This window comes from Nonomuraea sp. NPDC048882 (assembly GCF_040649755.1).
Taxonomy (GTDB): Bacteria; Actinomycetota; Actinomycetes; order Streptosporangiales; family Streptosporangiaceae; genus Nonomuraea; species Nonomuraea maheshkhaliensis.
In genome coordinates this window covers 405,440-428,862 of sequence record NZ_JBEZGB010000004.1, presented here as the reverse complement: position 1 = coordinate 428,862, position 23,423 = coordinate 405,440, and the positions used below count along the sequence as shown (strand labels likewise).

Genomic DNA, 23,423 nt, shown 5'->3' with positions numbered 1-23,423 from the left:
CAATGGGGTAACTTCGCCCCCCACACGGATCGAACCCCCAGAGAGTAGGTGAGATGGGCGAGTTCACGACCACGATCGAACACCGCCTCGACCAGGCTTACAAGGGCCTTCGGGAGGCCCGCAGCGTCGGCGACGACTACCTCGCCGACACCCTCACCGCCGAGATCGAGGACCTGCGACGGCTGGCCGACGATCACGGCATCCCGTTGCCCCGCTAGCTGAACGCGAAACGGCCGGAGCCAGGCTCCGGCCGTTTCGCCCATGACACCTTCGCCTGAGGACGTCAGGCGTCGCGTTCGGGGTTGAGCCCGGCCAGCAGGTCGTGCAGCTCCTCGAACAGTCCTGGAGCCGCGCACAGCGCGTAGTCGGGGCTGACCGGCCTGCCGTGCAGCCCGCCCAGCCTGGCGCCCGACTCGGTGGCCACCAGCCCGGCCGCCGAGAAGTCCCACTGGTTGACCCCGCGCTCGTAGTAGGCGTCCACCCGGCCCGCCGCCAGCGAGCACATGTCGATGGCGCACGAGCCGCCGCGCCGGATGTCGCGTACGCGCGGCACGACCTGCGCCACCACCTCGCCCTGGACGGCCCGCCGCTCCTTGAAGTAGCCGAACCCGGTGGCGACCAGGGCCTGCGAAAGCGGCACGCCCGTGTTGCAGCGCAGCCGCTCCGGCCCGAGCCAGGCGCCCTCGCCGAGCGCGGCGGTGAAGACCTCGCCGCGCGCCGGCACGTTGACGACGCCCGCCACGATCCGGCCGTCGACCTCCACGGCGATCGACACGGCCCAGTCGGGCAGGCCGTAGAGGAAGTTGACCGTGCCGTCGATCGGGTCGACGATCCAGCGCACGTCGGACTCGCCGGGCGCCTCGCCACCTTCCTCGCCGAGGATCCGGTCGCCGGGCCTGGCCGACAGGATGCGGTCGCGGATCAGCTCCTCCGACGCCTTGTCCAGCGTGGTGACGACGTCGGTGGGGCTGGACTTGGTCTCGATCTCGGCCGACATGGTCGGCCGCTTGGCCAGGATCATCTCCCCCGCCTCGCGGGCGATCTCCTCGGCCAGTCTCAGGAAGTCCGTCATCACGCCACCGAGTCCGGACGCTTCCACTCCTGGCCGAGCACGTGCTGGGCGAGGAAGGCGAGCACGGTCTCATACCAGGCGACGGCGTTGCCCGGCTTGAGGATCCAGTGGTTCTCGTCGGGGAAGTAGAGGAACTTCGAGTCCACCTCCGTACGGCGCAGGTCCCACCACAACCGCAGGGCCTCGCCGATCGGCACCCGGTAGTCCTTGTCGCCGTGGATGACGAGCAGCGGGGTGGTGATCTTGTCGAGCGAGAGGTGCGGCGACAGCAGCTGGTAGCGCTCGCCGCCGGGGACGCCGAACTCGCGCTGCCAGTACATGGCCGCGTCGGTGGTGCCGGCGAACTGGTCGAGGTGCCACAGCGAGGCGTGGGTGACGATGGCCTGGTAGCGGTCGGTGTGGCCGGCGAGCCAGTTGGCCATGTAGCCGCCGAACGAGCCGCCGAGCGCGGCGACGCGCTCGCTGTCGATGTCGTCCCTGGCCAGGGCCACGTCCACGATCGCGTCGAGGTCGGCCTGGGTGCGCGGGCCCCAGTTGCCCCAGCCGCGGTCGATCATCTCCTGGCCGTAGCCGGTGGACAGGCAGGGGTCGGGCAGCAGGACGGCGTACCCGTGCTGGGCCATGATCCACGCCTGCCAGCGCCACTGCCAGTCGTTCCAGGAGGCCACCGGGCCGCCGTGGATGAACAGCAGGAACGGCGCCGGGTCGGCGGCGGAGGCCCCCTCGGGCAGGACGAGCCAGCCCCGAATGGTGGCGCCGTCGTCGGCGGTGGCGGAGATCTCGGTCAGCGTGCCGGGCACCTCGGGGCGCGGCGCGGGCGTCGGCAGGTCGGCGATGTCGCCGGTGGCGGCGTCGATCCTGGCCGGCCCGGGCGCGAGGTTGACGGCGCTGCGCAGGGCGTAGACGAAGCGGCCGTCGGGGGACGGGCTGAGCCCGAGGTAGGCGGCGTCGTCCTGGGTCAGCCTGACCGTTTCCCCATCGAGGAGAACACGGAAGATCGGGCGACGGCCCTGGTGGTCGGCCACGAGGTAGACGGCGGAGCTGTCGGGAGCCCACTCGACGTCCATCGGGAACAGGTCGGGCGCGTACGCGCGGCCCTCGCCACTGGCGAGATCGGCGATCCACAGCTCGCTGCGCGCCGAGACGTCGTATCCGGTGTGCCGCTCGCGGGAGCAGGCGATCCTGGTCCCGTCGGGAGAGACCGCCATCGGGCCGTTGAAGTCGTGGGCCTCGTCGGTCAGCAGCACGCGCCGCTCGCCACTGGCCACGTCGATGGCCACCAGGTCGGTGCGCCACTGGCCGTCCGGCAGGAACTCGCGCCAGGTGGTGATCACGGTGGCGCCGTCGGGGGTCAGCTCGAACCCGCCCTCGCGCAGCGCCTCGCCCGCGTCGGGGGTCAGGTCGCGTACGTCCTCCAGGCGGTCCGCGCCGAGCCTGGCCGCGAAAAGCCGGGGCCGGCCTGGCCCGAGGTCGTGGTCCCAGTAACGGACGGGGTAGCCCTCGTGCAGGATGGCGCTGATCCCGGCGTCCTTGCGGGCCTTGCGCTTGTCCTGCTCGGCCGCCTCCTCGCCGTCGAGCACGTCGGAGGAGAACACGACCACGTCGCCGGCCGTGCGCACGGCGCCGATGCCGCCGGGCCTGGCGGCCACCTGGCGGGCCTCACCGCCCACACGGGGCAGCAGCCACAACGACGGCACCTCGTCAGTGGAGTCCTTGACGGTCACGTCGGGCCGCGCGGAGGTGAACAGCACGTCCCCGGCCGCGGTGAAGACGGCGGCGGACTCACCCTTGGCCGAGCGCGTCAGCCGGTACGGCTCGCCGTCCACGGGAATGGCCCAGAGCGCGGTGCCGAACGACTTGCCGTCAGGGTTGAGGGACTGGACGGTGGAGACGAGTCTGGAGCCGTCGGGCGATAGCCGCAGCGACAGAACCCGGGGGATGGCCACATAGTCACGTATGTCGTTGAATGCGCTCACTCGATCGAACCTACCTCGCGGCGGAGACCGGAGACACTCCCACATAGGGTTGTCACGTGGGAATTTACGACGCCTTGCTGGTCCTGTCGTTCGGCGGTCCCGAGGGGCCCGACGACGTGATGCCGTTCCTGGAGAACGTCGTGCGCGGGCGGGGCGTGCCCCGCGAACGGCTGCTCGAAGTGGCCGAGCACTACCAGAGCTTCGGCGGGGTCAGCCCGATCAACGAGCAGAACCGCGCGCTGGTCGAGGCGTTGCGCCCGGTCGCCGGGATGCCGGTCTACTGGGGCAACCGCAACTGGCACCCGTTCGGCGAGGACACCGTACGTCAGATGCGGGCGGACGGCGTGCGGAAGGCCGCCGTGTTCGCCACCTCCGCGTTCGCCGGCTACTCCAGCTGCAGGCAGTACTACGAGGACATCGACCGCATCTCCGTCGAAGGCGGCCCTGAGCTGGTCAAACTGCGCCACTACGGCGAGCACCCCGGGTTCGTGGCCGCGATGGCCGACCGCACCCGCGCGGCGCTCGACCGGCTCGGCCGCGACGACGCGCGGCTCGTCTTCACCGCCCACAGCATCCCCGTCTCGATGGCCGAGACGGCCGGGCCGTCCGGCGGGCTCTACGAGGCGCAGCTGCGCAGGAGCGCCGAGCTGGTCAGCCGGGCACTCGGCCGCGACCAGCCATGGGACCTGGTGTGGCAGTCGCGCAGCGGCCCGCCGCAGGTGCCGTGGCTGGAGCCGGACGTGTGCGACCATCTGCGCAAGATCGACGCCGGGTCCGTGGTGCTGGTGCCGATCGGGTTCGTCTCCGACCACATGGAGGTCGTCTACGACCTCGACACCGAGGCGAAGGCGGTGGCGGCGGAGCTGGGCCTGCCGATGGAGCGCGCCGCGACGGCGGGCACCCATCCGCGCTTCGTCCAGATGGTGCGCGAGCTGCTGGAGGAGCCGGAGCCGGCGCCGTGCCCGCTCACCTGCTGCCCGCCTCCCCGCCGCCGTCCCCAGGCATAGCGGCGCGTCCGCTCAGGCGTAGGTGCGGGCGCTCAGGCGTGGTGCGGCGCTCAGGCGTAGGTGCGGGCGCTCAGGCGTGGTGCGGCGCTCAGGCGTAGGTGCGGGCGTACGCCTCGGCGATGCCCATGACCTTGTTCACGTAGTCCCACGAGTGGTTGTAGAACCAGATCGCCTTGCGCAGCCGCTCGCCGCCCTGGCCGGCCTTGTTCGCGCACAGGTAGTTGGCGGCGCCGGGCACGGCGTCGTACGGGCTCCAGATGTCCTTCTTGCCGTCCCCGTCGCCGTCGACGCCGTAGTGCTTCCAGGTGGCGGGCATGAACTGCATCGGCCCGAGAGCGCCCGCGCTCGAAGGGCCGTTGTTGCGCCCGTGGCTGCTCTCCACCTGCCCGATCGCGGCCAGCACCGTCCAGGACAGGCCGGGGCAGCGGGTGGCCGAGGCCTTGTAGAGCTCCAGGTAGCTGCCGGGGCGGCCGACGGTGACCTGCTGCGGCTGGCCCTGGGCGGGCTGGTCCTGGGCGGTCTGCTGCTGGGTAGGCTGGCGCTGCTTGGCGGTGCGGGCGGAGGCGTCCAGCATGACGATCTGGGCGCTCTTGCCGAGCAGCCGGCGTACGCCCGACTCGCGGATCTTGCCCGCCTTGCCGTGCAGCAGCACCGCCACCCCCTGTGCGAACCCCAGCCGCCTGCCCAGATCGGCGCTCACGAGCCCGTCCACGCCGTGCAGCCCGAGCGGGGCCGAGGCCGCGACGCGCAGCCGGGGCCCGCCGTCCACCTGGTACACGGCGCCGAGGATCATGCCGAACTTGCGCATCGCGGCCGCGTCGGTCACGAGCTCGCCCCTGGCCAGCGCCTGCCACACCGCGGGCTGGTCGGCGACGGGCTGCGGCGTCCATGAGCGGAAGTCCGCCGGGTCCACCGCCAGCAGGTTGATCGAGGTGCCCGACACCTTGACCGCGCCCGCGTCCACCACGGTCGCCTTGCGCACGCTCGCGAGCTCGCCGAGGCGGAACCTGGTCTGCTTGGGCACGGTGCCGGGGGCGATGGCCAGCACGCGCGGCGGCGTCGCGGTGACCTTGGTGCCCGCCCGCGCGAGGTCTCTGACCGGGTCCTTTACTGGTGCCGCGGTGGGGACGAGCTGGTCGAGGCGGGGCGCGGGTGACTGACTCGGGCTCGGCTTCCCGCGTACGGGCGGCTCCTGCGTGCTGCCGACCGTGCTGCCGACCACGTCGTCGCTCACGAGCACGACGACCCCGCCGGCCGCCACCGTGGCGGCGAGCACCGCGATGACCATGAGCATGACCGCACGGAACGAGGGAAGACCCGACACCCGGGACACGTTAACTCACCCCACCAGAAACCGACTTGCCATCCGGACATACGGTGCGCAATGGTTAGCTGCTTTTTAGTAAGGGGGAAACAGCGTGGTCGGGCCTTACCGGGGGTTGTTCGACAGGCCCGGCGTCAAAGCGTTCGTGCTGGCCGGGTTCATCGGCCGGATGCCGATGTCGATGCTCGGCATCGGCATCATCCTGCTGATCTCCACCCTGACCGGCTCCTACGCCACCGCCGGGGCGGTCGCCGCCACCACCAACGTGGCCTTCGCCATCGCCGCGCCGCTGTCGGGCCGGCTCGTGGACAGATTCGGGCAGGGGCGGGTGATCCCGCCGTTCGCGGTCGTCAACGCGGTCGCGCTGGCGGCCATGATGGGCTTCGCCGGGTGGGGGCTGCCCGACTGGACGTTCTACGCCAGCGGGCTCGTCGTGGGCGCGACCTCGCTGTCGATCGGCTCGATGGTGCGGGCCCGCTGGTCGGTCATCTACGGCGGCTCCGGCCGGCTGCACACCGCGTTCGCGTTCGAGTCGGTGGCCGACGAGGTCGTCTTCGTCACCGGGCCCGCGCTGGTCACGGTGCTGGCGACCAGCGTGAACCCGTACGCGGGGCTGATCGTGGCGCTGCTGTGCATGCTGGCCGGCAGCCTGGCGCTGGCGACGCAGCGAGACACCCAGCCGCCCGTGCAGGAGATCAGGTCGTCGGCGGGCTCGCCCATCCTGATCCCCGGCATCGCCCTGCTGGCCTGCGTCTCCCTGGCGCTGGGCGCGATCTTCGGGTCGGTCGACCTGATCACGGTGGCCTTCGCCGACGAGCACGGCGTGAAGGGGGTCTCCGGGTTCCTGCTGGCCGCCTTCGCGGGCGGGTCGATGGTGTCGGGGCTCTGGTTCGGCTCGCGGAACTGGCGGATCCCGCTGCGCAAGCGGTTCGTCAGGGCGCTCGGACTGTTCGTGGTGGGGCTGGTGCCGATCATGTTCATCGGCAGCCCGTGGATCATGGCGGGGGCGCTGTTCCTGGCCGGGTTCGCCATCTCCCCGACGCTCATCACGGTCTTCTCGATCACCGAGCGGATGGTGCCGCAGTCGCTGCTCACCGAGGGCATGGCCTGGATCTCGACCGCGATCGGGTTCGGGGTGGCGCTGGGCTCGTGGGCGGGCGGGGCTCTCACCGAGTCGTACGGCGCCTCAAGCGCGTACGTCTTCTCCGTCTGCGCCGCCGCCCTGGCCGTGGCGGTCGGGATCGGAGGTTCGGGTTTGCTGAGACTTCCCGAGGCTCCTTCACCGTCGCAGACGTGATCCGCTACCGTCGGGACATCCCTCGCAACACCCATCACACCGGAAGCATTTGTTATGTCCCGACGAATCACATCACTTCTAGCAATCGCGGCTGTCTGCGTCGCCGTCGCCCCGGCGCCCGCGTCGGCTCAGGCGCCGAAGAAGGAGCCCATCGACTGTTCGCAGGTCAAGTGCATCGCGCTGACCTTCGACGACGGACCGGGCAAGTACGCCGGCACGCTGCTCGACACGCTCAAGAAGTACGACGCCAAGGCGACGTTCTTCCTTGAGGGCCAATACGTGAAGAGCCGCCCCTCCTACGTCAAGCGCATGGCCGCCGAGGGCCACGAGCTCGGCAACCACAGCTACAGCCACCCCGACTTCACCAAGAGCGAGGCCGGGACCATCAAGAGCGAGATCCAGAAGACCCAGGACGCGGTGAAGAAGGCGGCGGGTGTCGAGCCCAAGCTGCTGCGCCCGCCGTACGGGCTGGCCGACCTCCAGGTCTCCGACATCGCCGCCGAGTTCGGCATGCCGATGATCCTGTGGACCGCCGGTTCGCAGGACTGGAGCTCCAAGAACGTCAAGGCCATCCAGAAGCAGACGCTGGCCGTGGCCAAGCCCAACGGCATCATCCTGATGCACGACTGGGTCAAGCAGACCGTGGACGGCATGCCCTCGCTCATCAAGACGCTCAAGCACAAGGGCTACCACCTGGTGACGGTCTCCGACGTGATCAAGAGCCAGAACCTCGAGCCCGGCGACATCTTCCCCGTTCCAGAAGGCTGGGAGAAGTGAGTATCGTTCGCGTCTAACGGAACGATGCTCTTTCCCAAGGGGTGCTCGTGACCTTCGTGAACTGGGCGCGCAACCAGTCGGGCACCCCTGCCGAGGTGCGTACGCCAGCCTCCGTCGAGGACGTCGTACGCGCCGTCCGGGACGCCGCCGCCTCAGGGCGGCGCATCCGCATGATCGGGACGGGCCACTCCTTCACCGGAGTGGCCCTGACCGACGGCATCATGCTCCGCCCCGGCGCGCTTACCGGGATCAGGTCGTACGCCGACGGCCTCGTCACCGTCGCGGCCGGCACCCCGCTGCGCGCGCTCAACGAACTGCTCGCAGAACGCGGCCTGGCCCTGGCGAACATGGGCGACATCACCGAGCAGACCGTCGCCGGCGCCATCCAGACCGGCACCCACGGCACCGGCCGCGACAGCGGCGGCCTCGCCGACCAAGTCGCCGAGCTGGAGCTCGTCCTCGCCGACGGCTCCGTGACCACCGCCGCGCCCGGCGACGACCTCTTCGACGCGGCCCGCGTGGGGCTCGGCGCCCTCGGGGTGCTGACGGCCGTGACGTTCCGGGTCGAGCCCGCGTTCCTGCTGCACCAGCGGCGCCGCAAGCTCGCGCTCAGCGACATCCTGCGCTCGCTCGACGACCTCACCGCGGCGAACGAGCACCTCGACTTCTTCTGGCTGCCGCACACCGACGCCTGCCTGGTCAAGACCAACAACCGCAGCCCCGGCCCGGCCCGGCCGCCCGGCGTGCTGCGGCACTGGCTGGACAACGTGTTCCTGGAGAACACCGTCTTCGGCGCCGCCTGCGCGCTCGGCGCCCGCCTGCCCGGGCTGATCCCGAAGATCAACGCCGTCAGCGCGGCGGCGCTGGGCGACTCCGAGTCGGTGGACGCCTCGTACAAGGTGTTCACGGCGCGGCGGGACGTGCGTTTCCTGGAGATGGAGTACGCCGTCCCGCGCGAGCGCCTGGCCCAGGCCCTGCGTGAGACCGGGGACCTGATCGGGCGGATGGACTGGAGGATCACCTTTCCGGTGGAGGTGCGGGTGACGCCGCCCAGCGACGCGTGGCTGTCCACCGCGTACGGGCGGCCGACGGCGTACGTCGCCTGCCACGTCTACCGGCCGACGCCGAACCCCGCCTACTTCGAGGGCGTCGAGGAGATCATGACCCGCTTCGACGGCCGGCCCCACTGGGGCAAGCTGCACACGCGCGACGCCGCGTACCTGGCCAAGGTGTACCCGCGCCACGCCGACCTCGTCTCCCTGCGCGACCGCCTCGACCCGGGGCGCCTGTTCACCAACGACTACCTGGACACGGTGCTCGGCTAGCCCCAGCGGCGAGCCACCACGAACCGCCCAGGACCGCCTCCGGGCGGCCACCACCGGCCGGACGGCGGTTCACCGCAGGTCGTCCCGGCCGGCGGGATGATCGTCGGCCTCGTCCTGGCCCGTCTGCGGGGACGGCTCCGCGGTGGCCGTCGGCGTCTCGTCGGTGCCGTCCGGCTGCTCGGGCTGCTCCTGCGGCGGCGCCTCCGTCGTTCCCTGCGACGGCGTCACCGGCTCCGGCCGCGTGGGCGTCGGCTCGGACGTGGGACGCCCGGCCGGCGTCCTGCTCCGCGTCGCACTCGGCGTCGGGGTCGGTGTCGGGGTGGGCGTCGGCGTCTCCGGCTCCGTCGTGAGGGTGTGCGGCGGGTACGCGGGCGCCCGGCTCTCCGGCTCGCGGGTGGCCGGCGTCCTGTCCTCGCGTGCCTTCACCGGCGCCTTGCCGGTGACCTGCTCGTGCACCGTCCGCTCGGCCAGCGCCTGGTAGGCCAGGATGCTCCCCATGCTGACCGCGAACACCGTCGCCGCCGCCACACCGACCTTCGCCCACGGCAGCCCGCGCGCCGGCCCGCGTACGACCGGCATCACCAGCGTGGACCTGCCGTCACCCGAGGTCGCGTCCGGCGTGTCGCCGTCGGCCGGGGTCTCGTGCCGTGCGGCGCCCTCGTCATTCGAGGCCGCGTGCGGAGTCGTCTCCCTGTCGGCGTCGGCCCTGGTCGCGTGTGCGGCGGCGGCCAGCAGGCCCTGTTCCGGGTCGCGTCCCCCCTTTGGCACCAGTGTGTGCTGTTTGACCCGCTCTCCGGTGCGCTTGAGATAGTGCGTGTAGATCGCGGTCGCGACCGTACTGGCGACGCTGACGACCGCCGCCCCGATCACCGTGCCCGCCACGCCGAGGTACGACGCGGCCACCGCGGCCGTCACCGCGGCCAGGGCACTGCCCAGGATCTGTGGGACGCTCAGCTCGAACCCCCGCTGCCCGTCACTCATCCCCCGGTTCAGTCCTCTCTCGCCATGCGTTCGGTGTTGGTAAAGAGCTGTCTCGTGAATAGACGCGAGTGCGTGTCCTGTTGTTCCTGTGACCTGCGCGACAGGCACCCTTATAGCTCGTGCCCCGACGACTCGGCCTGCCCTCCGTTTACCTCGCCGCGGCCGTGGCCACGGCCGCCGCGACCGCCGTACCCTCCGCCATGACGCCCGCCTCGGGTCTCGCCCTGCATCCCTCGCTGTCCGAGCCCGCCCGCCCGTACATCGTCATCGCCCGCAGCCGGGTGGCCGCCCGCGATCTCGTCGGCGAGGTGCGCTGGCGGGTGCGCCGCTACTACACCTCGGCGCTGCCTGGCTTCGCCACCTTCCTCACCGCCGCCGAACTGGCCGACCTGCGCGCCGACCGGCGGGTCCGCTCGATCGAGCCCGACCGCCAGATCCGTCCCATGACCGGCGTCAGACCCTCCCGCCCGTACGCGGTGGAGGCGGACGGCTCGGGCGTCACCGTGTACGTCGTGGACAGCGGCGTGGATACGGGCACGGAGACGAGCGCGGAGACGGGCGCGGAAACGGGCGCGGAAACGGGCGCGGAAACGGGCGCGGAGGCTGGGGACGAGGATGGGCGGGGCTTCGGGGAACGGGTGTGGCGGGCGTTCGACGCCACCGGCGGCACCGGACGCGACTGCGGCGGCCACGGCACGCAGTCCGCCTCCCGCACACACAGTGTCGCGCCGAAGGCCGGCCTCGCCTCGGTGCGGGTGCTCGGCTGCGGCGGCTCCGGCACACTGTCCGACGTCCTGGCCGGGCTGGACTGGATCCGCAGGCACGCCAGAGGACCCTCCGTGGCGAGCATGGCGATCGACGGCGCCGGCTCCCCCGCTCTCGACCGCGCCGCACGGTCGCTGGTACGTAAGGGCGTGTTCGTGGTCGGAGCCTCCTCCACCGGCACATGTCACGTCACTCCGGACGGCCGGGCATACTCTCCGCACACGCCGTACCTAGCCGGGGCCGCCGCCCGTCACCTGGAACTTCACCCCGAAGCCGGCCCCGCCGCGCTCGCCTCATGGCTGAAGTGCACGCCCTCCCGCGGCGCGATTCGCCAGAACCCGCCGACGGGATCTAACCTCCTCATGCGCGATGGCGGGCTCTAGAGTGATGGATTCCACAAATGTGACCGGCGTCACAACGCCTGCGGGCTATCCCAGGAAGGCGATGTTCGGACATGCCGGGTACGGTGCTGGCAGGCAACCGGCACACGCGAGAGACTCAAGGGTCCGGGGGAAGAATGGCGACGCTGACGAAGGGACTCGCATGCAGGAGCTCCGACTCGTCGCGGTAAGTGAGGACGGCACCTACCTCGTGCTGGCTACTGCCGGACGGGGTACGCGCTTCACGCTTCCCGTGGACGACCGGCTCCGTGCTGCCGTCCGCGGCAACTTCTCCCGTCTCGGCCAGTACGAGATCGAAGTGGAGAGCCCGTTGCGCCCCAAGGAGATCCAGGCCCGCATCCGAGCTGGAGAGACGGCGGAGGAGATCGCGGCGACCGCCGGGATCCCCGTCGAGCGCGTCCGCTGGTTCGAGGGGCCGGTGCTGCAGGAGCGGGAGTACGTCGCCCAGCAGGCGCAACGTGTGGCCGTACGGATGCCGGGCGAGTCTGCCCCGGGGCCGACGCTCGGCGACCTCGTCGCGGAGCGGCTGACCAGGCGCGGCGTGCCCACCGACGAGATCGACTGGGACTCCGCCAAGCGCGACGACGGCCTGTGGCGGGTCAAGCTCGGCTACGTGTGGAACGGTCACACGCGCCACGCCGAGTGGCTCTTCGACCCGCGCAAGCGCCACGTGACACCCCATGACGACGAGGCCCTGCGCCTGTCGTCCGCTGACTTCGACCCCGATCCCGCCGTGGTGGAGGACACCACGGTGATGCCGTTCGCGCCGCGGGTGGCCAAGCTGCAGCCGGTGCCGCCGCTCGCCTCCGACGCGCTGCCGTTCCCGTCGGTGGTGCGCCGCGAGCCGGAGGAGCCCGCCGTCGGCTACACCCCGCCGGTCCGGTCGCCGGAGACCGCCTACACGCGGCCGCCCGAGACGCCGCCGCGCGAGGCGCCCTTCGCCCCGCGCCACGACTTCGACCACGGCGAGGAGCCGGCCGCACGCCACGACTCCCCGGCCAGAGACTCCGGCCACCGCCCGGGCTCCACTCACCGTCCCGACTCCGGCCACCGTCCCGACCCGGGCCACCGTCCCGACCCGGGCCACCGCGCCGACTCCGGCCGCCCGCAGGATCCCGGCCACCGGCAGGACTCCGTACGCGAGCCCTACCGGCCCGAACCTCCGGCCCGCGAAACCGGCCATGCCCGCCCCGGCGACACCTCGTCCCGCCGCGGCGGGTCTTCGCCGTGGCTGCCCGACTTCGGCGCGGGCCGCTCCGGCGACCGCGAGACCGACTCCATCTACGCCCCCGCCGGGCCGCCGTCCTCCCGCCCTGCCCCCCGGCCGCCCATCGACGACACCCCCACACCCGACCAGCGCTTCACCACCGCCGACGACCAGCGCCCCGCGCAGAGGCCCGCGTCCACCGACGACCGGCGCACAGCTCAGGGGGCTACGTCCACCGAGGACCAGCGCACCACGCACAGGCCCGCGTTTGCGGACGACCAGCGCCCCGCGGACGGGCCCGCGTTCGTCGAGGACCGGCCTGGCACGCAGAGGCCCGCCTCTGACGGCCGACCGGCCGGCCAGGAGTTCCCGCCCGTCCAGAACCAGCAGGCGGTGCGGCCGGATGCGCCCGCCGACGCGCTCTCGCCGGCCCGGGACCAGCCGGCCGCCGACCTGCACGACACGGCGATCACCCAGTCCGAGTCGCCGTCCGCCCAGCCCACGTCCCCGGCCCACCACCCGGAACCGACCGCCCAGGCCGAGACGAGCATCGCCCAGCCCGAGGTCCAGGCTGCCCAGCCCACGCCGCCGACCGTCCAGGCTGAGCCGAGCGCCCAGGCTGAGACGAGTGCCCAGGCTGAGACGGCCGCGCACGCTGAGACGGCCGTTGTCCGGGCCGACGCGCCGCCCGCCACGGGCCCGTCCGTCGTCACGCCCGCCGAGCTCGCGGAGAAGGCCGTCGCCGCGACCGCCGCCGACGCGCAGACGCCCGCCAGAGCCGAGTCCGGGTCCGGGTCCGGGTCCGCCGAGAGCCAGGCCGAGGCAGGCGCAGCCGTTCCCACGACGGAGGACGCCTCCCAGACCGCCACGGAAGCGGCCACCGCATCCGTGGCACCGGCCGCCTCCACCGACGTCACGGTGAAAGTGGTCGGACACCCCACCACCGCAGAGCCCACCACCACGGCCACCCCGGAGACGACGCCCGCTCCCGCCGCGACGCCCACTCCCGCTGCGAAGGCCATGGCCACCGGGACCGAGGCCCAGGCCGAGCTCGGGTCCGGACCCGCACCGGCCCAGCCCGTCGCAAGCGACGAAACCGCCGTCGAGGCCACCGACACAAAGGCCGTCGAAGTCGACAAGCCGGCCGCTACCGTCGAGACCACCAAGAGCGACGAAACCGCCACGGCCGGATCCCCGGAAACTGCAACCGCCGCCGTCGAGCAGTCGGTCGTCACCGAGCAGCCGGTCAACAGTGAGAAGCCGGTCGCCGGCGAAGTGACCACCGCATCTGGGACGACGCCCACGTCCGAGACAACAGCCGCAGCCACGGCCGAGGGCACGGTCCCGGCGCAGACCACGTCCGCTCCCGCCTCCACAGCCGCAAGCGAAACTGCTAGCAAGCCCGAAGCCGCATCCGAGACCCCGGCAACTGCCGGATCCACGACTGCCGCCGAATCCACGGACGCTCCCGAGGAGGTTGCTCCCGAGGCAGCGACGGCGGCCACTGAGACGAAGGCAGCCGCTGCGTCGGCCGCCGCCGAGACGACTCCGGCAACCGCTGCGGCTCCCGAGGGCACGAGCGCCGCCGAGGCCCCGGCCGCAGCCGCGGAGGTCACCGACGAGGTGCCCACTCCGGAAGTAGCCGCCACCGAAGCGTCCGCAATCGCCGAAACGTCCGGAGCCGCCGAGTCGTCCACCGGTGACGAGACGACGTCGGCTGCTGAGGCCGCTGCCGCCACCGAGACGACGTCGGCTCCTGAAGCGACGCCCGCCCCCGAGGCCGCTGTTGCTCCTGAGACAGTCTCCGTTCCCGAGCCGACGCCCGCTCCTGAGCCCGCACGCGCTCCCGACCCGGCGCCCGCTGCCGAGGCGGCGACCGTTCAGGACGCGACGCCCGCCTCCGAAGACGCGCCTGAGCCGGCGACCGAACCGGAGAGGCCGACCCCGGCGAAGCTGGCGGCGCAGAAGAAGGCAGGTCGGGCCGAGCCCGAGCAGCCGGTTCGGGAGAGCAAGCCCCCGGCGCCCAAGCCGAAGCCCGCTCCGGCGGTACCGGCGGCGCGGGCGGCCAAGGACGAGCCGAAGGAGGACCCGGCCGTGCCGGTGCCCTCTCCGCCGCCCGCTCCGGCCGCCCGTCAGGCGCGCAAGGGTTCGAGGGGCCGCCGGGCCTCGGTGCCGACCTGGGACGAGATCATGTTCGGCGCCCGCCGCCAGGACTGATCAGGACGAGCCAGACCGCTCAGGTCAGAACGGCCGTCACCGGATCACCGGGCCAGGTAACTCGGTCGCCGGGCCAACCGGGCCACGTACCTGGTCACCTGCCAGGGAGCTGGTTCCGAGTCACCGGCCACTGGGGTCCAGGATGAGCCCCCGGTCAGGGTTCGGCGCGTTCCAGGAAGGGGGCGAGCCACTCCGGTGTCACCTCGGCGGGGAAACCCACCGCCTGCGGCAGCGACACGTCGATCGCCGAGTAGCCCCCCTTGCCGGCCCCGACCCCGGCGATCAGCGTGAGGACCCCGGCCTGCCGCTGGAACCACGTCTGCCGCAGCCGCCAGCCCACCACGGCCCGGCGTTCGACCACGGCCTGGGCGCGACGCATCGAGCCCGACCGTACCGACAGGCGTACCCCGTCGTAGCCGTGACCCAGTGAGGCGTAGCGGTCGAGCCCGAGCGGCACCCCAACGCCGGCCATGACCAGCAGGAGCACCAGCAGGACCCACCACAGCACCGCCCCCGTGAGCCAGACGGCGACGGCGGCGAGCAGAGCGGCCAGGAGCCACGGGAAGACGGCGCGGAACAGCCGCCGGCGGCGCGCCACGGGCGGATGGGGCCGCAGGTCCCCCTGGTAGGGGCCGATCGCGTCGGCGGTCACCTGGAAGGCCACGTCGCGGGGCACGTCGGGCAGCAGTTGCCCCCGCGTCTCCGAGTCGCCCAGCCCGGTGACGATGGCCCAGACGCGGGTGACGCCCGCCCACCGTTCGGCCAGGCCGTCCACGATCTCGTAGCCGCGTACCCGCTGCGACTCCAGCGACACGCTGCGCCGGTTGATCAGCCCGCGCTCGGCCACGAGGTAGCCGTCGCGCCGCTTGAGCCTGAAGTCCCAGTTGAAGATCGCGTACATGAGGCCGCCCGCGAACGGCATCGCCACCACCAGCAGCAACGCCAGCGCCAGCAGCAGGTAGGGGTGCTCCCAGAGCCACTCGCCCGCACTCCAGGCGGTGTCCCGGCTGACCCCGAGCTCGTCGCCCCACTGGAACGCCAGCCCCACCAGGCCGCCGGCGAAGGCGAAGGGGGTCAGCAGGTACGCGCCCGAGAGCGGCCCGTACAGCAGCCACCTGCGCGGCACGTCGATGATCGGGCGCTCCCTGGGCCCGGTGGCGGCGGGCGCCGCCTCGCCGGGGGCGTGCGGCTCGGGCTCGGCGGTGCGGCGCAGGAGCACCGCTTTGAGGCGTTCCGCCTCCTCCGGCGTGATGCCGGCGAGCTTCGCCTCCTCCTCGCCGCCGCTCGCCCCAGTGTCGATCTTGAGGATGGTCAGGCCGAGCAGCCGGTGCATGGGCGGGGTGGAGACGTCGACGCCGCGGATGCGTTCCAGCGGGATGGTACGGACGGAGCGGCTGATCAGCGAGCGCTTGGTCTCCAGCCGGTCGCCGACGATCTCGTACGTGAACGTGGCCCAGCGGATGATCGCGAACACCACGGCGCCGATGACGCCCGCGGCGGCGTAGCCGTACGACCTGGCCGAGAAGCCGCCCACGAACAGGACGCCGACCAGGGGGAGGAGGAGGGAGGGCAGCATGCGCACCGGGTCGATGAGCAGCACCTTGGGGCTGAGCCGCTGCGGCACCCGCACGACGGGGGGCTCGGGAAACGGTCCCGCGCCTGGATGGCCCGGCGGCGGGAACCGTTCACCTTCCTGGGCGGCCGGAGGCGGCCCAGACGGCGACGACCACCCGCCGGCCTGAGGAGGCACCGGCGCGTAAGGCTGCCCGTCACCCAGTGGCGGCGGGAACGCGGATGGCTGTCCTTCGTGAGGCGACACCGCGGACGGCTGCCCGTCCTGAGGCGGCATCGCGGACGGCTGCCCGTCGTGAGGCGGGGCCGGGGAGACGGCGGGCGGAGGCGGCGGAGCGGTGGGCGGCCGGCCTTCGTCATGCGGGCGTGGCCGGTCGGTGGACGGCCGCGGGCCGGTGGGCTGGGACGGGTCGGTGGAGGGGGACGGGTCGTCGGGACGAGGGCCGGTCATGTCGCGTCGTCCCTCAGCTGTTCGGCCCGCCGGGCCAGCTCCTCGGCCAGCCCGGCCGCCACCCGGTAGTCGAGCCCCTTGATCGTGGACGAGCCCGCGTGGGACGCCGTGCGGATCTCCAGGGTGGCCAGACCGAGCATCCGCTCGAACCACCCTTGCCCCTTGTCGACCGTCTGGATGCGGCTCACAGGCACGAACGCCCACTCCCTGGTCAGGAACCCCGACCTGGCGTAGACGACGTCTCCTGACAGCTCCCAGCGATGCACGGCGTACCGTACGAACGGCTCGGCCGCCAGGAACGGCAGCGTCAGCACCACGACCGCGGCGGGCAGCAGCCACGGGTCGCGGGCGAACCAGTCGGGCACCCAGGGCCAGCCGCCCGCCCACCGCGACAGCAGCAGCGAGATGCCGGCGAAGAACACGAAAGCGATCAGCGACTCCAGCAACCACAGCCGTACGGCCTTGGGCGAGACGCGGTTCGCCGGATCGCGCAGCGGGCCAGTAGACGTCACAAAGCCAGCTTAGGGTGCGAACCGCCGGGGCGATCTGCCAGCGGGCCGGTAAAGATCCACCGGACGCTCCGGCGTGTCTGCCGCGAGGCGGCCGTACGCGGGTGCATGCTCGTTGGCGGCCCGGCCGCAGGCTGTCGCGCTTGGCCACGTCGGCGGCGCCACGTTCGTGCCAGCCAGGCTCGGGCAGCGCGGGGACCGCACCACAGCGCGAGCGCCTAACGCAACGTGGCAGCCGCCGTCCGCGCCGCGTTCCCCGAACATCGCCCCGTTCCCCGATCGTCGCCCCTTTAGTCGAACGACCCGACCTGGCGCACCCGATTTTTCGCCGCGTCCCGTTAATGGAACGATGGCCCCGTCAGCGCCGTCCGAGACCCCGCGCCCCGCCCTCACCCACGGCGGCCGCGAACGCGCAGCCCGGAAATGGTCCGCCGGCCTGCCCGGATCGTCCCCCGGCCTGGCGCTCCCACCGCCTCCGATGTGGCCAAGTTCACTACCCGGATGCCGTCATTCCGGCTGTTTTCGGATCCTTTACCTACCACCGACCATCGAGAAACGGTCTGCGCACCGCCGAGACCCGCGTAGCATCATCCGGCATGGGGCTGTGTAACACGGCATCACGCATGCGACGCATCACTGTCAGTGTGACAGTGGTGGCACTCGCGTTCGCGCTGGCGGGTTGCGGCAGCTTTTTCGGCAGGTCAGAGGCGAAGGACATCGCGGAGATCAACGTCGCGAGCCCCGAGCTGCGCGACGGCGAGCCGCTGCCGCGCGAATACTCCTGCCGGGGTGATCAGGGCAGCCCGCCGCTGCGCTGGTCGAGCCAGCCCCTGTCCGAGGCGGAGTCGATCGCCATCGTGGTCGACAGCCATACGTCGTCCGAGTCGGCCGTGCACTGGGTGCTGTTCAACATCCCGGCCACCACGACCGAGCTCGGCCCCGATGCCGCCGCCGATCCCCCCGAGGGGTCCGGGCAGGCGAAGGTGACCAGCGGGAAGGTGGGCTACGAGCCCCCCTGCCAGGACCGGGCCAGCTACCGGTTCACCGTCTACACGTTGGACGGCAAGGTCGATCTGCCGGGAGGCGCCGAGCTTCCCGAGGTTCTGAAGAAGATCGCGGATCAGACCATCGCCCGCGGCAGGCTCACCGCGGTGAACATTGAGTGAGCAGTCAAATACGACATGTAGTACCGGTGTACCAATTCTTCACGTAGGGTGTGACAACTCTCATAGTGGTCCGACACAATCAGATCCAATCGTTAGGCACTGGTGATCAAAGGGGGCAGGTCGCGTCGATGGCCGCGCGATCTCATCGGTGCCAGAGGGAGGCCATGACTTTGAGGGTGGTGCAATGATCGCGGTCGTCATCAGCTTGGTCGCTGTCGTGCTCGCCGTGCTCGCTGTCGTGGCACTGGGCATGCGCTCCATGAACCGCAGGGAGAGCTCGCTACCTCCGGAACGGCTGAAGGAGATGGCCGAGAAAGAGGAGAACACGCTCACGCGCTCGACGGACCAGTTCGCGGCGCACGAACCCCGCATGGCCAACTTCAGCCCCGACTTCAGCCCGATCGACGAGCCGAAGCCGAAGCCGGTCCGCACCGGCCAGCGCGGCAGGCGCGGCGTCGACGAGTGGGGCAACCCGAGCACGGACGACGACGACGAGGAGTTCTGGGCCAACATCCGCAGCGACGCGGAAGAGGGCGGTTTCGGTGCCGGCGGCACCGTCGCGGCGCGCAAGGGCGCCTCCCGTCCCGTCGAGCGTGAGCGGCCCCCCTCCTCCGAGCGGCCCTCCTCCGAGCGGCCCGCCGCCGAGCGTCCGGCCGAGCGCGAGCGCACCGCCCCGCGTGAGCGGCCCGCCGAGCGCCGTTCCGAGCGGCCAGCCAAGCGGCCGAGCCGTTCCGCCAAGCCGCAGCCCGCGACCGCCGGCGCCGACCCCAACGCCGCCACCGTGCAAGCCCCGCTCCCCCAGCGTCAGCCCGCCGCCGCCAACCTGGCCGACCTGGTCGAGCCGCAGAAGCGCGCCACTCCCGCTCAGTCCGAGCTGGCCGACCAGCGCACCGTGACCTTCGCGGCCCCGACGGCCGACGTGATGAGCATCCTCGGCGCGGGCGCCCAGCCGGTGCCCGCCCCCACCCGTCCCGAGCCGTCGCCCGTGAGCCGACCCGCGCGGGCCGAGCGCCCCGCGACCAGGCCCACCCCGGTGGCCTCCAACGGGGTCTCCTCCAACGCCTATCCGGCGAACGGCGGCAGCGGCTCGTTCCCCGCCCAGCCCTCCGTGAGCGGCAGCGGCTCGTTCCCCGTGGTGAGCAACCCGGCGAGCCCGGTGAGCCCCGCCTCCAGCGGCAGCTTCCCCGCCGTTCCCGCCGCGCCCATCCACGGCGCGCCGACGAGCGACCCGTTCCCCGCGTACGGCGGCGCCGACGCCCGTGAGTCGACCTACCCGCCCGCGGCGGCGAGCACGTCCGGCTCCTGGCCCGCCTCGCCCGACATCTTCGACGACCCCGCCCCCGCGGCCTCCGCCTATCCCGGCGCGAGCTCGTGGCCGGCGTTCGAGCAGCCCGCCGAGCGTTCCTCCTACCCCGCCTCCTACGAGGTCCGGGCCGGCTGGGCCGTGGCCGACGACTCCGACCCGCTCACCGCCCCCTCCCCCGCGACCGGCACCCCGACCGCGCCCGCCCGTGCGGTCTCCAACTACGACGACGTGCTCTCGGCCCCGACGCCGCCGCAGTCGCCGTTCGGGCCGGGCGCCTACGAGACGGGCGACATCACCACCGCCGCCGCCTGGCCCGAGCCTCCGGCCGCGGGCAACGGCGCCCAGGGCACCTGGCCCGCGTACGGCGGGCAGCCTCCGGCGCAGGACAACAACCGCGGCAACCACCGCCGGGGCCCGGAGCAGGACTATCCGAACGACTACTACCGATGATCTTTAGCGCCCATTAATCCGTAAAACCCGCGTAACGCCCCCCTAAAGCGGGGTCGACGGAGCAATAGGGTTTGCTCCATGTTCCGCGACACGCAGAGTAGCTGGATGAGCACCCTCCGGCACGACGTGCCAGCCTCGCTCGTGGTTTCCCTCGTCGCGGTGCCCCTTTCCCTGGGCATCGCGATGGCCTCCGGCGCGCCGCTGACAGCCGGGCTCATCGCCGCCGTGGTGGGCGGCATCGTGGCGGGCGCGCTGGGCGGTTCCGCCGTCCAGGTGAGCGGCCCGGCCGCCGGCCTGTCGCTGGTGATCGTGGATCTGGTGCACACGTACGGATGGCGCGCCACCTGCATGATCACCCTGCTGGCCGGGGCCGTACAGCTCGTCCTGGGCGTGTTCAAGGCGGCCAGGGCGGCACTGGCGGTGTCGCCGGCCGTCCTGCACGGCATGCTGGCCGCGGTCGGCGTCATCATCGCCCTCTCCCAGCTCCACATCGTGCTGGGCGGCAGCTCGCAGCGCTCCGCCATCGCGAACCTCATCGAGCTGCCCGGGCAGATCCTGCACCTGCACGGCCACAAGGTCGCCGTGGGCGTGCTCACGATCACCGTGCTGGCGCTGTGGACGCGCCTGCCCAGGCGGATCAAGGCGGTGCCCGCGCCGCTGGCGGCGCTGCTCACGGCGGCGGTGACGGCGTGGGCGTTCGGCTGGGACGTCACGCGGGTGGACCTGTCGGGCGGCGTCAGCGACTGGGCCTTCCCGGTGCTGCCGCAGGGAGACTGGCATCTCGTGGTGGCCTCCGTGCTGCTGGTGGCGCTGCTGGCCGGCTGCGAGTCGCTGCTGTGCTCGGTCGCGGTCGACGGGATGCACGCAGGCCGCCGTGCCGACCTCGACCAGGAGCTGACCGGCCAGGGCGTGGCCAACATGGTCAGCGGCGCGCTCGGCGGGCTGCCGGTGGCCGGGGTGATCGTGCGCAGCACCGCGAACGTGGCGGCGGGCGGGCGTACTCGCTGGTCGGCGATCCTGCACGGGGTGTGGGTGCTGGTGTTCGCGACCGGGTTCGGCTGGTCGATCACGCTGATCCCGCTGGAGGCGCTGGCGGCGCTGCTGGTGTTCATCGGCATGCAGATGGTGAACCTGGGCCACATCAGGAAGGTGCACGGGCACGGCGAGGTGCCGGTGTACGTCGTCACGCTGGTCACCGTCATCCTGCTCGGCCTGGCCGAGGGCGTGCTGGCGGGTCTGGCCCTGGCCGCGCTGCTCGCCCTGCGCCGCCTGACCTGGGTGACCGTGCTCAAGCGGGAGGAGCGCGACGGGCGCCTGCACGTGACGATCTCGGGGTCGCTGACGTTCCTCGGGGTGCCCCGGCTGACGCACGAGCTGCGCACGATCCCGGCCGGCACCGCCGTCGACCTCGATCTGAACATCGACTTCATGGACAACGGCGCCTTCGAGGCCATCCACTCCTGGCGGCTCGACCACGAGCGCATGGGCGGCACGGTCGACATCGACGAGCTGCACGACGAGTGGTACGCGCTGGCCGCCAGCGGCGCCCACATGCTGCCCGTGAAGTCGCCGCCGAAGGCGCCGGACCGCTGGTGGCTGCCGTGGGCGCAGCGGCGGCGCCGTCCCGAGCCGTTCCCGCTGGACGGGGCCGTCACGGGCTCGCCCGAGTGCATGCTCACGGCCGGTGCGCGCGAGTATCACCGCAGTACGGCGCCGCTCGTCCGGCCCATCTTCACCGAGCTGGCCCGCAAGCAGCAGCCGACCCACCTGTTCATCACCTGCGCCGACTCCAGGATCATGCCCAGCCTGATCACCGCGAGCGGTCCCGGCGACCTGTTCACCGTGCGCAACATCGGCAACCTGGTGCCGCGCAGGGGCTCGGAGCCGCACGACGACTCGATGGTGGCGGCCATCGAGTACGCCACGCAGGTGCTGGGCGTGCACACGATCACGGTGTGCGGCCACTCGGGCTGCGGCGCGATGGCCGGGGTGCTGAGCGCCGGGGTGCAGGCGGGCAGCCTGCCCGGGCTGCGCAGGTGGCTGCGGCACGGTGACCACAGCCTGGCCACGTTCATCGACACCGAGGGCGACCGGCTGCACAGCGGGGCGCTGGACGTGCTGTGCCGGGTGAACGTGCAGCAGCAGCTGGAGAACCTGCGCACCTACCGCAAGGTGGACGAGCAGGTCAGGGCGGGCAAGCTGGAGCTGGTGGGGCTGTTCTTCGACATCGGGTCGGCGCGGGTGCACATGGTGCCGCCACTGCGCCCCCCGAACACGGCCAGGCCGCTCGGAGTGGCCGCGGGCGAGGCCTGATGCCGAGGACTGATGCCGGGGATTGATGCCGGGGATTGAGGTCCGTTCTGCGTAATCCTCCGCAGAACGAGCGGCAGGGGCGGAGTTAGGGTCGCGGTGCCAGCGAGGTGCTCCCGTTGCCCACGGCGCCCCTCGCGACGCCGGTCCTCACTCCCAGGGGCCGGAGGGGCGGAGGCGCCCGCCGTTCGAGCTATGCCCCCTCTCGGGGCCGCCGATGGTAGCCGGACGGAGCGCGACCCACCTCCGCCCCTCACCCGGCCGGAACGCGCCGAGCCCGGCAAGCTGCTAGAAACAGAACCCGGGGCACAAAACGCAACCCGGGGGACACCATGCCACAAGACTTCCAGAACCCACGCTTCGCGCAGGCGTACGCGCGGATGAGCGTGCTCACCGACCAGCGGGGCGCGTACGAGCACCGGCGGCGGCTGCTGACCGGCGCCGAGGGCCGGGTGATCGAGATCGGCGCCGGGAACGGCCGCAACTTCCCCCACTACCCGGAGACGGTCACGGAGGTCGTGGCCGTGGAGCCGGACGACACGCTGCGCGCGCTCGCCACCACCGCGGCCAGCTCGGCCCCGGTGCCCGTCTCCGTCGTGCCCGGCCACGCCGACGCCCTGCCCGGCCCGGAAGGCGACTTCGACACGGCGGTGGTGTCGCTGGTGCTGTGCTCGGTGCCGTCGCAGCAGCGGGCACTGGCGGAGATCACGCGGGTGCTCGTCCCCGGCGGGCGGCTGTGCTTCTACGAGCACGTACGCTCGGCGAACCCGCTGTTCGCCCTGCTGGAGGACGCCATCACCCCGGCCTGGCGCCGAGCGGCGGGCGGCTGCCACCCGAACCGGGACACCCTGCGCGCGATCAAACGCGCCGGCTTCGAGGTGACGGAGTCCGACAGATTCACCTTCTCCCCGCAGCCCCTCGTCCCCCGCACCGCCCACATCCTGGGCCACGCCCACACGACGAAACACTGACCAGCCGAAGCCTCTACCGGCCGATGACAGCCTTCCACCGGCCACGCTGAAGCGTGATCACCCCGTCCCGCCCGATGGTCGCCCTGGCCCCGCGGAACGGCAGCTCGCCATGGCGAATCCAGTAGTCACGCACGTCGTCGAGGCGATCCCACAGCCGACGCGGCCCGCCCTGATGCACGGTGACCTCACCATCGCGCTCCTCGGCCCGGGCCCACGTGCCGTCTCCGTGCGTCATGACCGCGACACGGACGTCACCCTCTTCCCGGTAGTGGTGCTCTATGCCCGGCGCGATAGTGACGAGCCCACCACTATCCATCACCGACCGCAACGATCTGCACC

The 23,423-nt window shown here is 72.2% G+C and carries 18 protein-coding genes; 11 read left to right on the top strand and 7 right to left on the bottom strand.

Annotated features, from left to right (window positions below; translation table 11 throughout):
• The first annotated feature begins 53 nt into the window (after positions 1-53).
• Complete coding sequence (locus AB0C27_RS16270) at positions 54-218, top strand: hypothetical protein (protein WP_165974805.1); 165 nt, start codon at positions 54-56, stop codon at positions 216-218.
• Positions 219-283: 65 nt separating this feature from the next.
• Here the strand turns inward: AB0C27_RS16270 and AB0C27_RS16265 are convergent, their stop codons facing one another.
• Positions 284-1,072, bottom strand: a complete 789-nt coding sequence (locus AB0C27_RS16265; protein WP_357844047.1) for an inositol monophosphatase family protein — start codon at positions 1,070-1,072, stop codon at positions 284-286.
• Positions 1,072-3,093 (bottom strand): alpha/beta fold hydrolase, encoded by a 2,022-nt coding sequence (locus AB0C27_RS16260; RefSeq protein ID WP_357844044.1) that lies wholly within the window; start codon positions 3,091-3,093, stop codon positions 1,072-1,074. The genes AB0C27_RS16265 and AB0C27_RS16260 overlap by 1 nt, the downstream gene beginning before the upstream one ends.
• Before the next feature lie 11 nt (positions 3,094-3,104).
• Here AB0C27_RS16260 and AB0C27_RS16255 point away from each other — a divergent pair, with 11 nt between their 5' ends.
• Positions 3,105-4,055, top strand: a complete 951-nt coding sequence (locus AB0C27_RS16255; RefSeq protein WP_357844040.1) for a ferrochelatase — start codon at positions 3,105-3,107, stop codon at positions 4,053-4,055.
• 88 nt (positions 4,056-4,143) lie between these two features.
• Here the strand turns inward: AB0C27_RS16255 and AB0C27_RS16250 are convergent, their stop codons facing one another.
• Positions 4,144-5,379, bottom strand: a complete 1,236-nt coding sequence (locus tag AB0C27_RS16250) for a lytic transglycosylase domain-containing protein (RefSeq protein ID WP_357844037.1) — start codon at positions 5,377-5,379, stop codon at positions 4,144-4,146.
• 94 nt (positions 5,380-5,473) lie between these two features.
• On the opposite strand from AB0C27_RS16250, the gene AB0C27_RS16245 reads away from it, so the two are divergent.
• From AB0C27_RS16245 to AB0C27_RS16235, 3 genes are read left to right on the top strand one after another with little or no spacing between them, the layout of a single operon-like run.
• The gene (locus tag AB0C27_RS16245; RefSeq protein WP_357844034.1) at positions 5,474-6,676 is read left to right on the top strand and encodes an MFS transporter; all 1,203 of its coding nucleotides are present in this window, start codon (positions 5,474-5,476) and stop codon (positions 6,674-6,676) included.
• Positions 6,677-6,730: 54 nt separating this feature from the next.
• A complete protein-coding gene (locus AB0C27_RS16240) occupies positions 6,731-7,453 on the top strand; it encodes a polysaccharide deacetylase family protein (RefSeq protein WP_357844031.1) in 723 nt (240 codons plus the stop codon).
• Between the two features lie 47 nt (positions 7,454-7,500).
• Positions 7,501-8,778, top strand: coding sequence for a D-arabinono-1,4-lactone oxidase (locus AB0C27_RS16235; protein ID WP_357844028.1), 1,278 nt, complete (start codon positions 7,501-7,503; stop codon positions 8,776-8,778).
• A 69-nt stretch (positions 8,779-8,847) separates the two neighbouring features.
• On the opposite strand, the gene AB0C27_RS16230 is transcribed toward AB0C27_RS16235, so the two are convergent.
• Complete coding sequence (locus AB0C27_RS16230; RefSeq protein WP_357844025.1) at positions 8,848-9,759, bottom strand: hypothetical protein; 912 nt, start codon at positions 9,757-9,759, stop codon at positions 8,848-8,850.
• A gap of 119 nt (positions 9,760-9,878) precedes the next feature.
• On the opposite strand from AB0C27_RS16230, the gene AB0C27_RS16225 reads away from it, so the two are divergent.
• Both AB0C27_RS16225 and sepH read left to right on the top strand, forming a co-directional pair.
• Positions 9,879-10,907 carry a S8 family serine peptidase gene (locus tag AB0C27_RS16225; protein WP_357844022.1) on the top strand — a complete coding sequence of 343 codons (1,029 nt, stop codon included), beginning with the start codon at positions 9,879-9,881 and terminating at the stop codon, positions 10,905-10,907.
• 160 nt (positions 10,908-11,067) lie between these two features.
• Complete coding sequence (gene sepH, locus AB0C27_RS16220) at positions 11,068-14,349, top strand: septation protein SepH (protein ID WP_357844019.1); 3,282 nt, start codon at positions 11,068-11,070, stop codon at positions 14,347-14,349.
• Positions 14,350-14,503: 154 nt separating this feature from the next.
• Here sepH and AB0C27_RS16215 read toward each other — a convergent pair whose 3' ends face one another.
• Both AB0C27_RS16215 and AB0C27_RS16210 read right to left on the bottom strand, forming a co-directional pair.
• The gene (locus tag AB0C27_RS16215) at positions 14,504-15,979 is read right to left on the bottom strand and encodes a PH domain-containing protein (protein ID WP_357844016.1); all 1,476 of its coding nucleotides are present in this window, start codon (positions 15,977-15,979) and stop codon (positions 14,504-14,506) included.
• 389 nt (positions 15,980-16,368) lie between these two features.
• A complete protein-coding gene (locus tag AB0C27_RS16210; protein WP_357844013.1) occupies positions 16,369-16,884 on the bottom strand; it encodes a PH domain-containing protein in 516 nt (171 codons plus the stop codon).
• A gap of 650 nt (positions 16,885-17,534) precedes the next feature.
• Here AB0C27_RS16210 and AB0C27_RS16205 point away from each other — a divergent pair.
• From AB0C27_RS16205 to AB0C27_RS16190, 4 genes are all read left to right on the top strand, one after another.
• Positions 17,535-18,047, top strand: a complete 513-nt coding sequence (locus tag AB0C27_RS16205; protein WP_357844010.1) for a YbhB/YbcL family Raf kinase inhibitor-like protein — start codon at positions 17,535-17,537, stop codon at positions 18,045-18,047.
• A gap of 184 nt (positions 18,048-18,231) precedes the next feature.
• The gene (locus AB0C27_RS16200) at positions 18,232-19,803 is read left to right on the top strand and encodes a hypothetical protein (protein WP_357844007.1); all 1,572 of its coding nucleotides are present in this window, start codon (positions 18,232-18,234) and stop codon (positions 19,801-19,803) included.
• Between the two features lie 105 nt (positions 19,804-19,908).
• Positions 19,909-22,116, top strand: coding sequence for a bifunctional SulP family inorganic anion transporter/carbonic anhydrase (locus AB0C27_RS16195; protein WP_357844004.1), 2,208 nt, complete (start codon positions 19,909-19,911; stop codon positions 22,114-22,116).
• Positions 22,117-22,445: 329 nt separating this feature from the next.
• Complete coding sequence (locus AB0C27_RS16190) at positions 22,446-23,084, top strand: class I SAM-dependent methyltransferase (protein ID WP_357844001.1); 639 nt, start codon at positions 22,446-22,448, stop codon at positions 23,082-23,084.
• A 13-nt stretch (positions 23,085-23,097) separates the two neighbouring features.
• Here the strand turns inward: AB0C27_RS16190 and AB0C27_RS16185 are convergent, their stop codons facing one another.
• Entirely contained in the window at positions 23,098-23,412 is a 315-nt protein-coding gene (locus tag AB0C27_RS16185; protein ID WP_357843998.1) for a hypothetical protein, read from the bottom strand.
• Positions 23,413-23,423 lie beyond the last annotated feature (11 nt).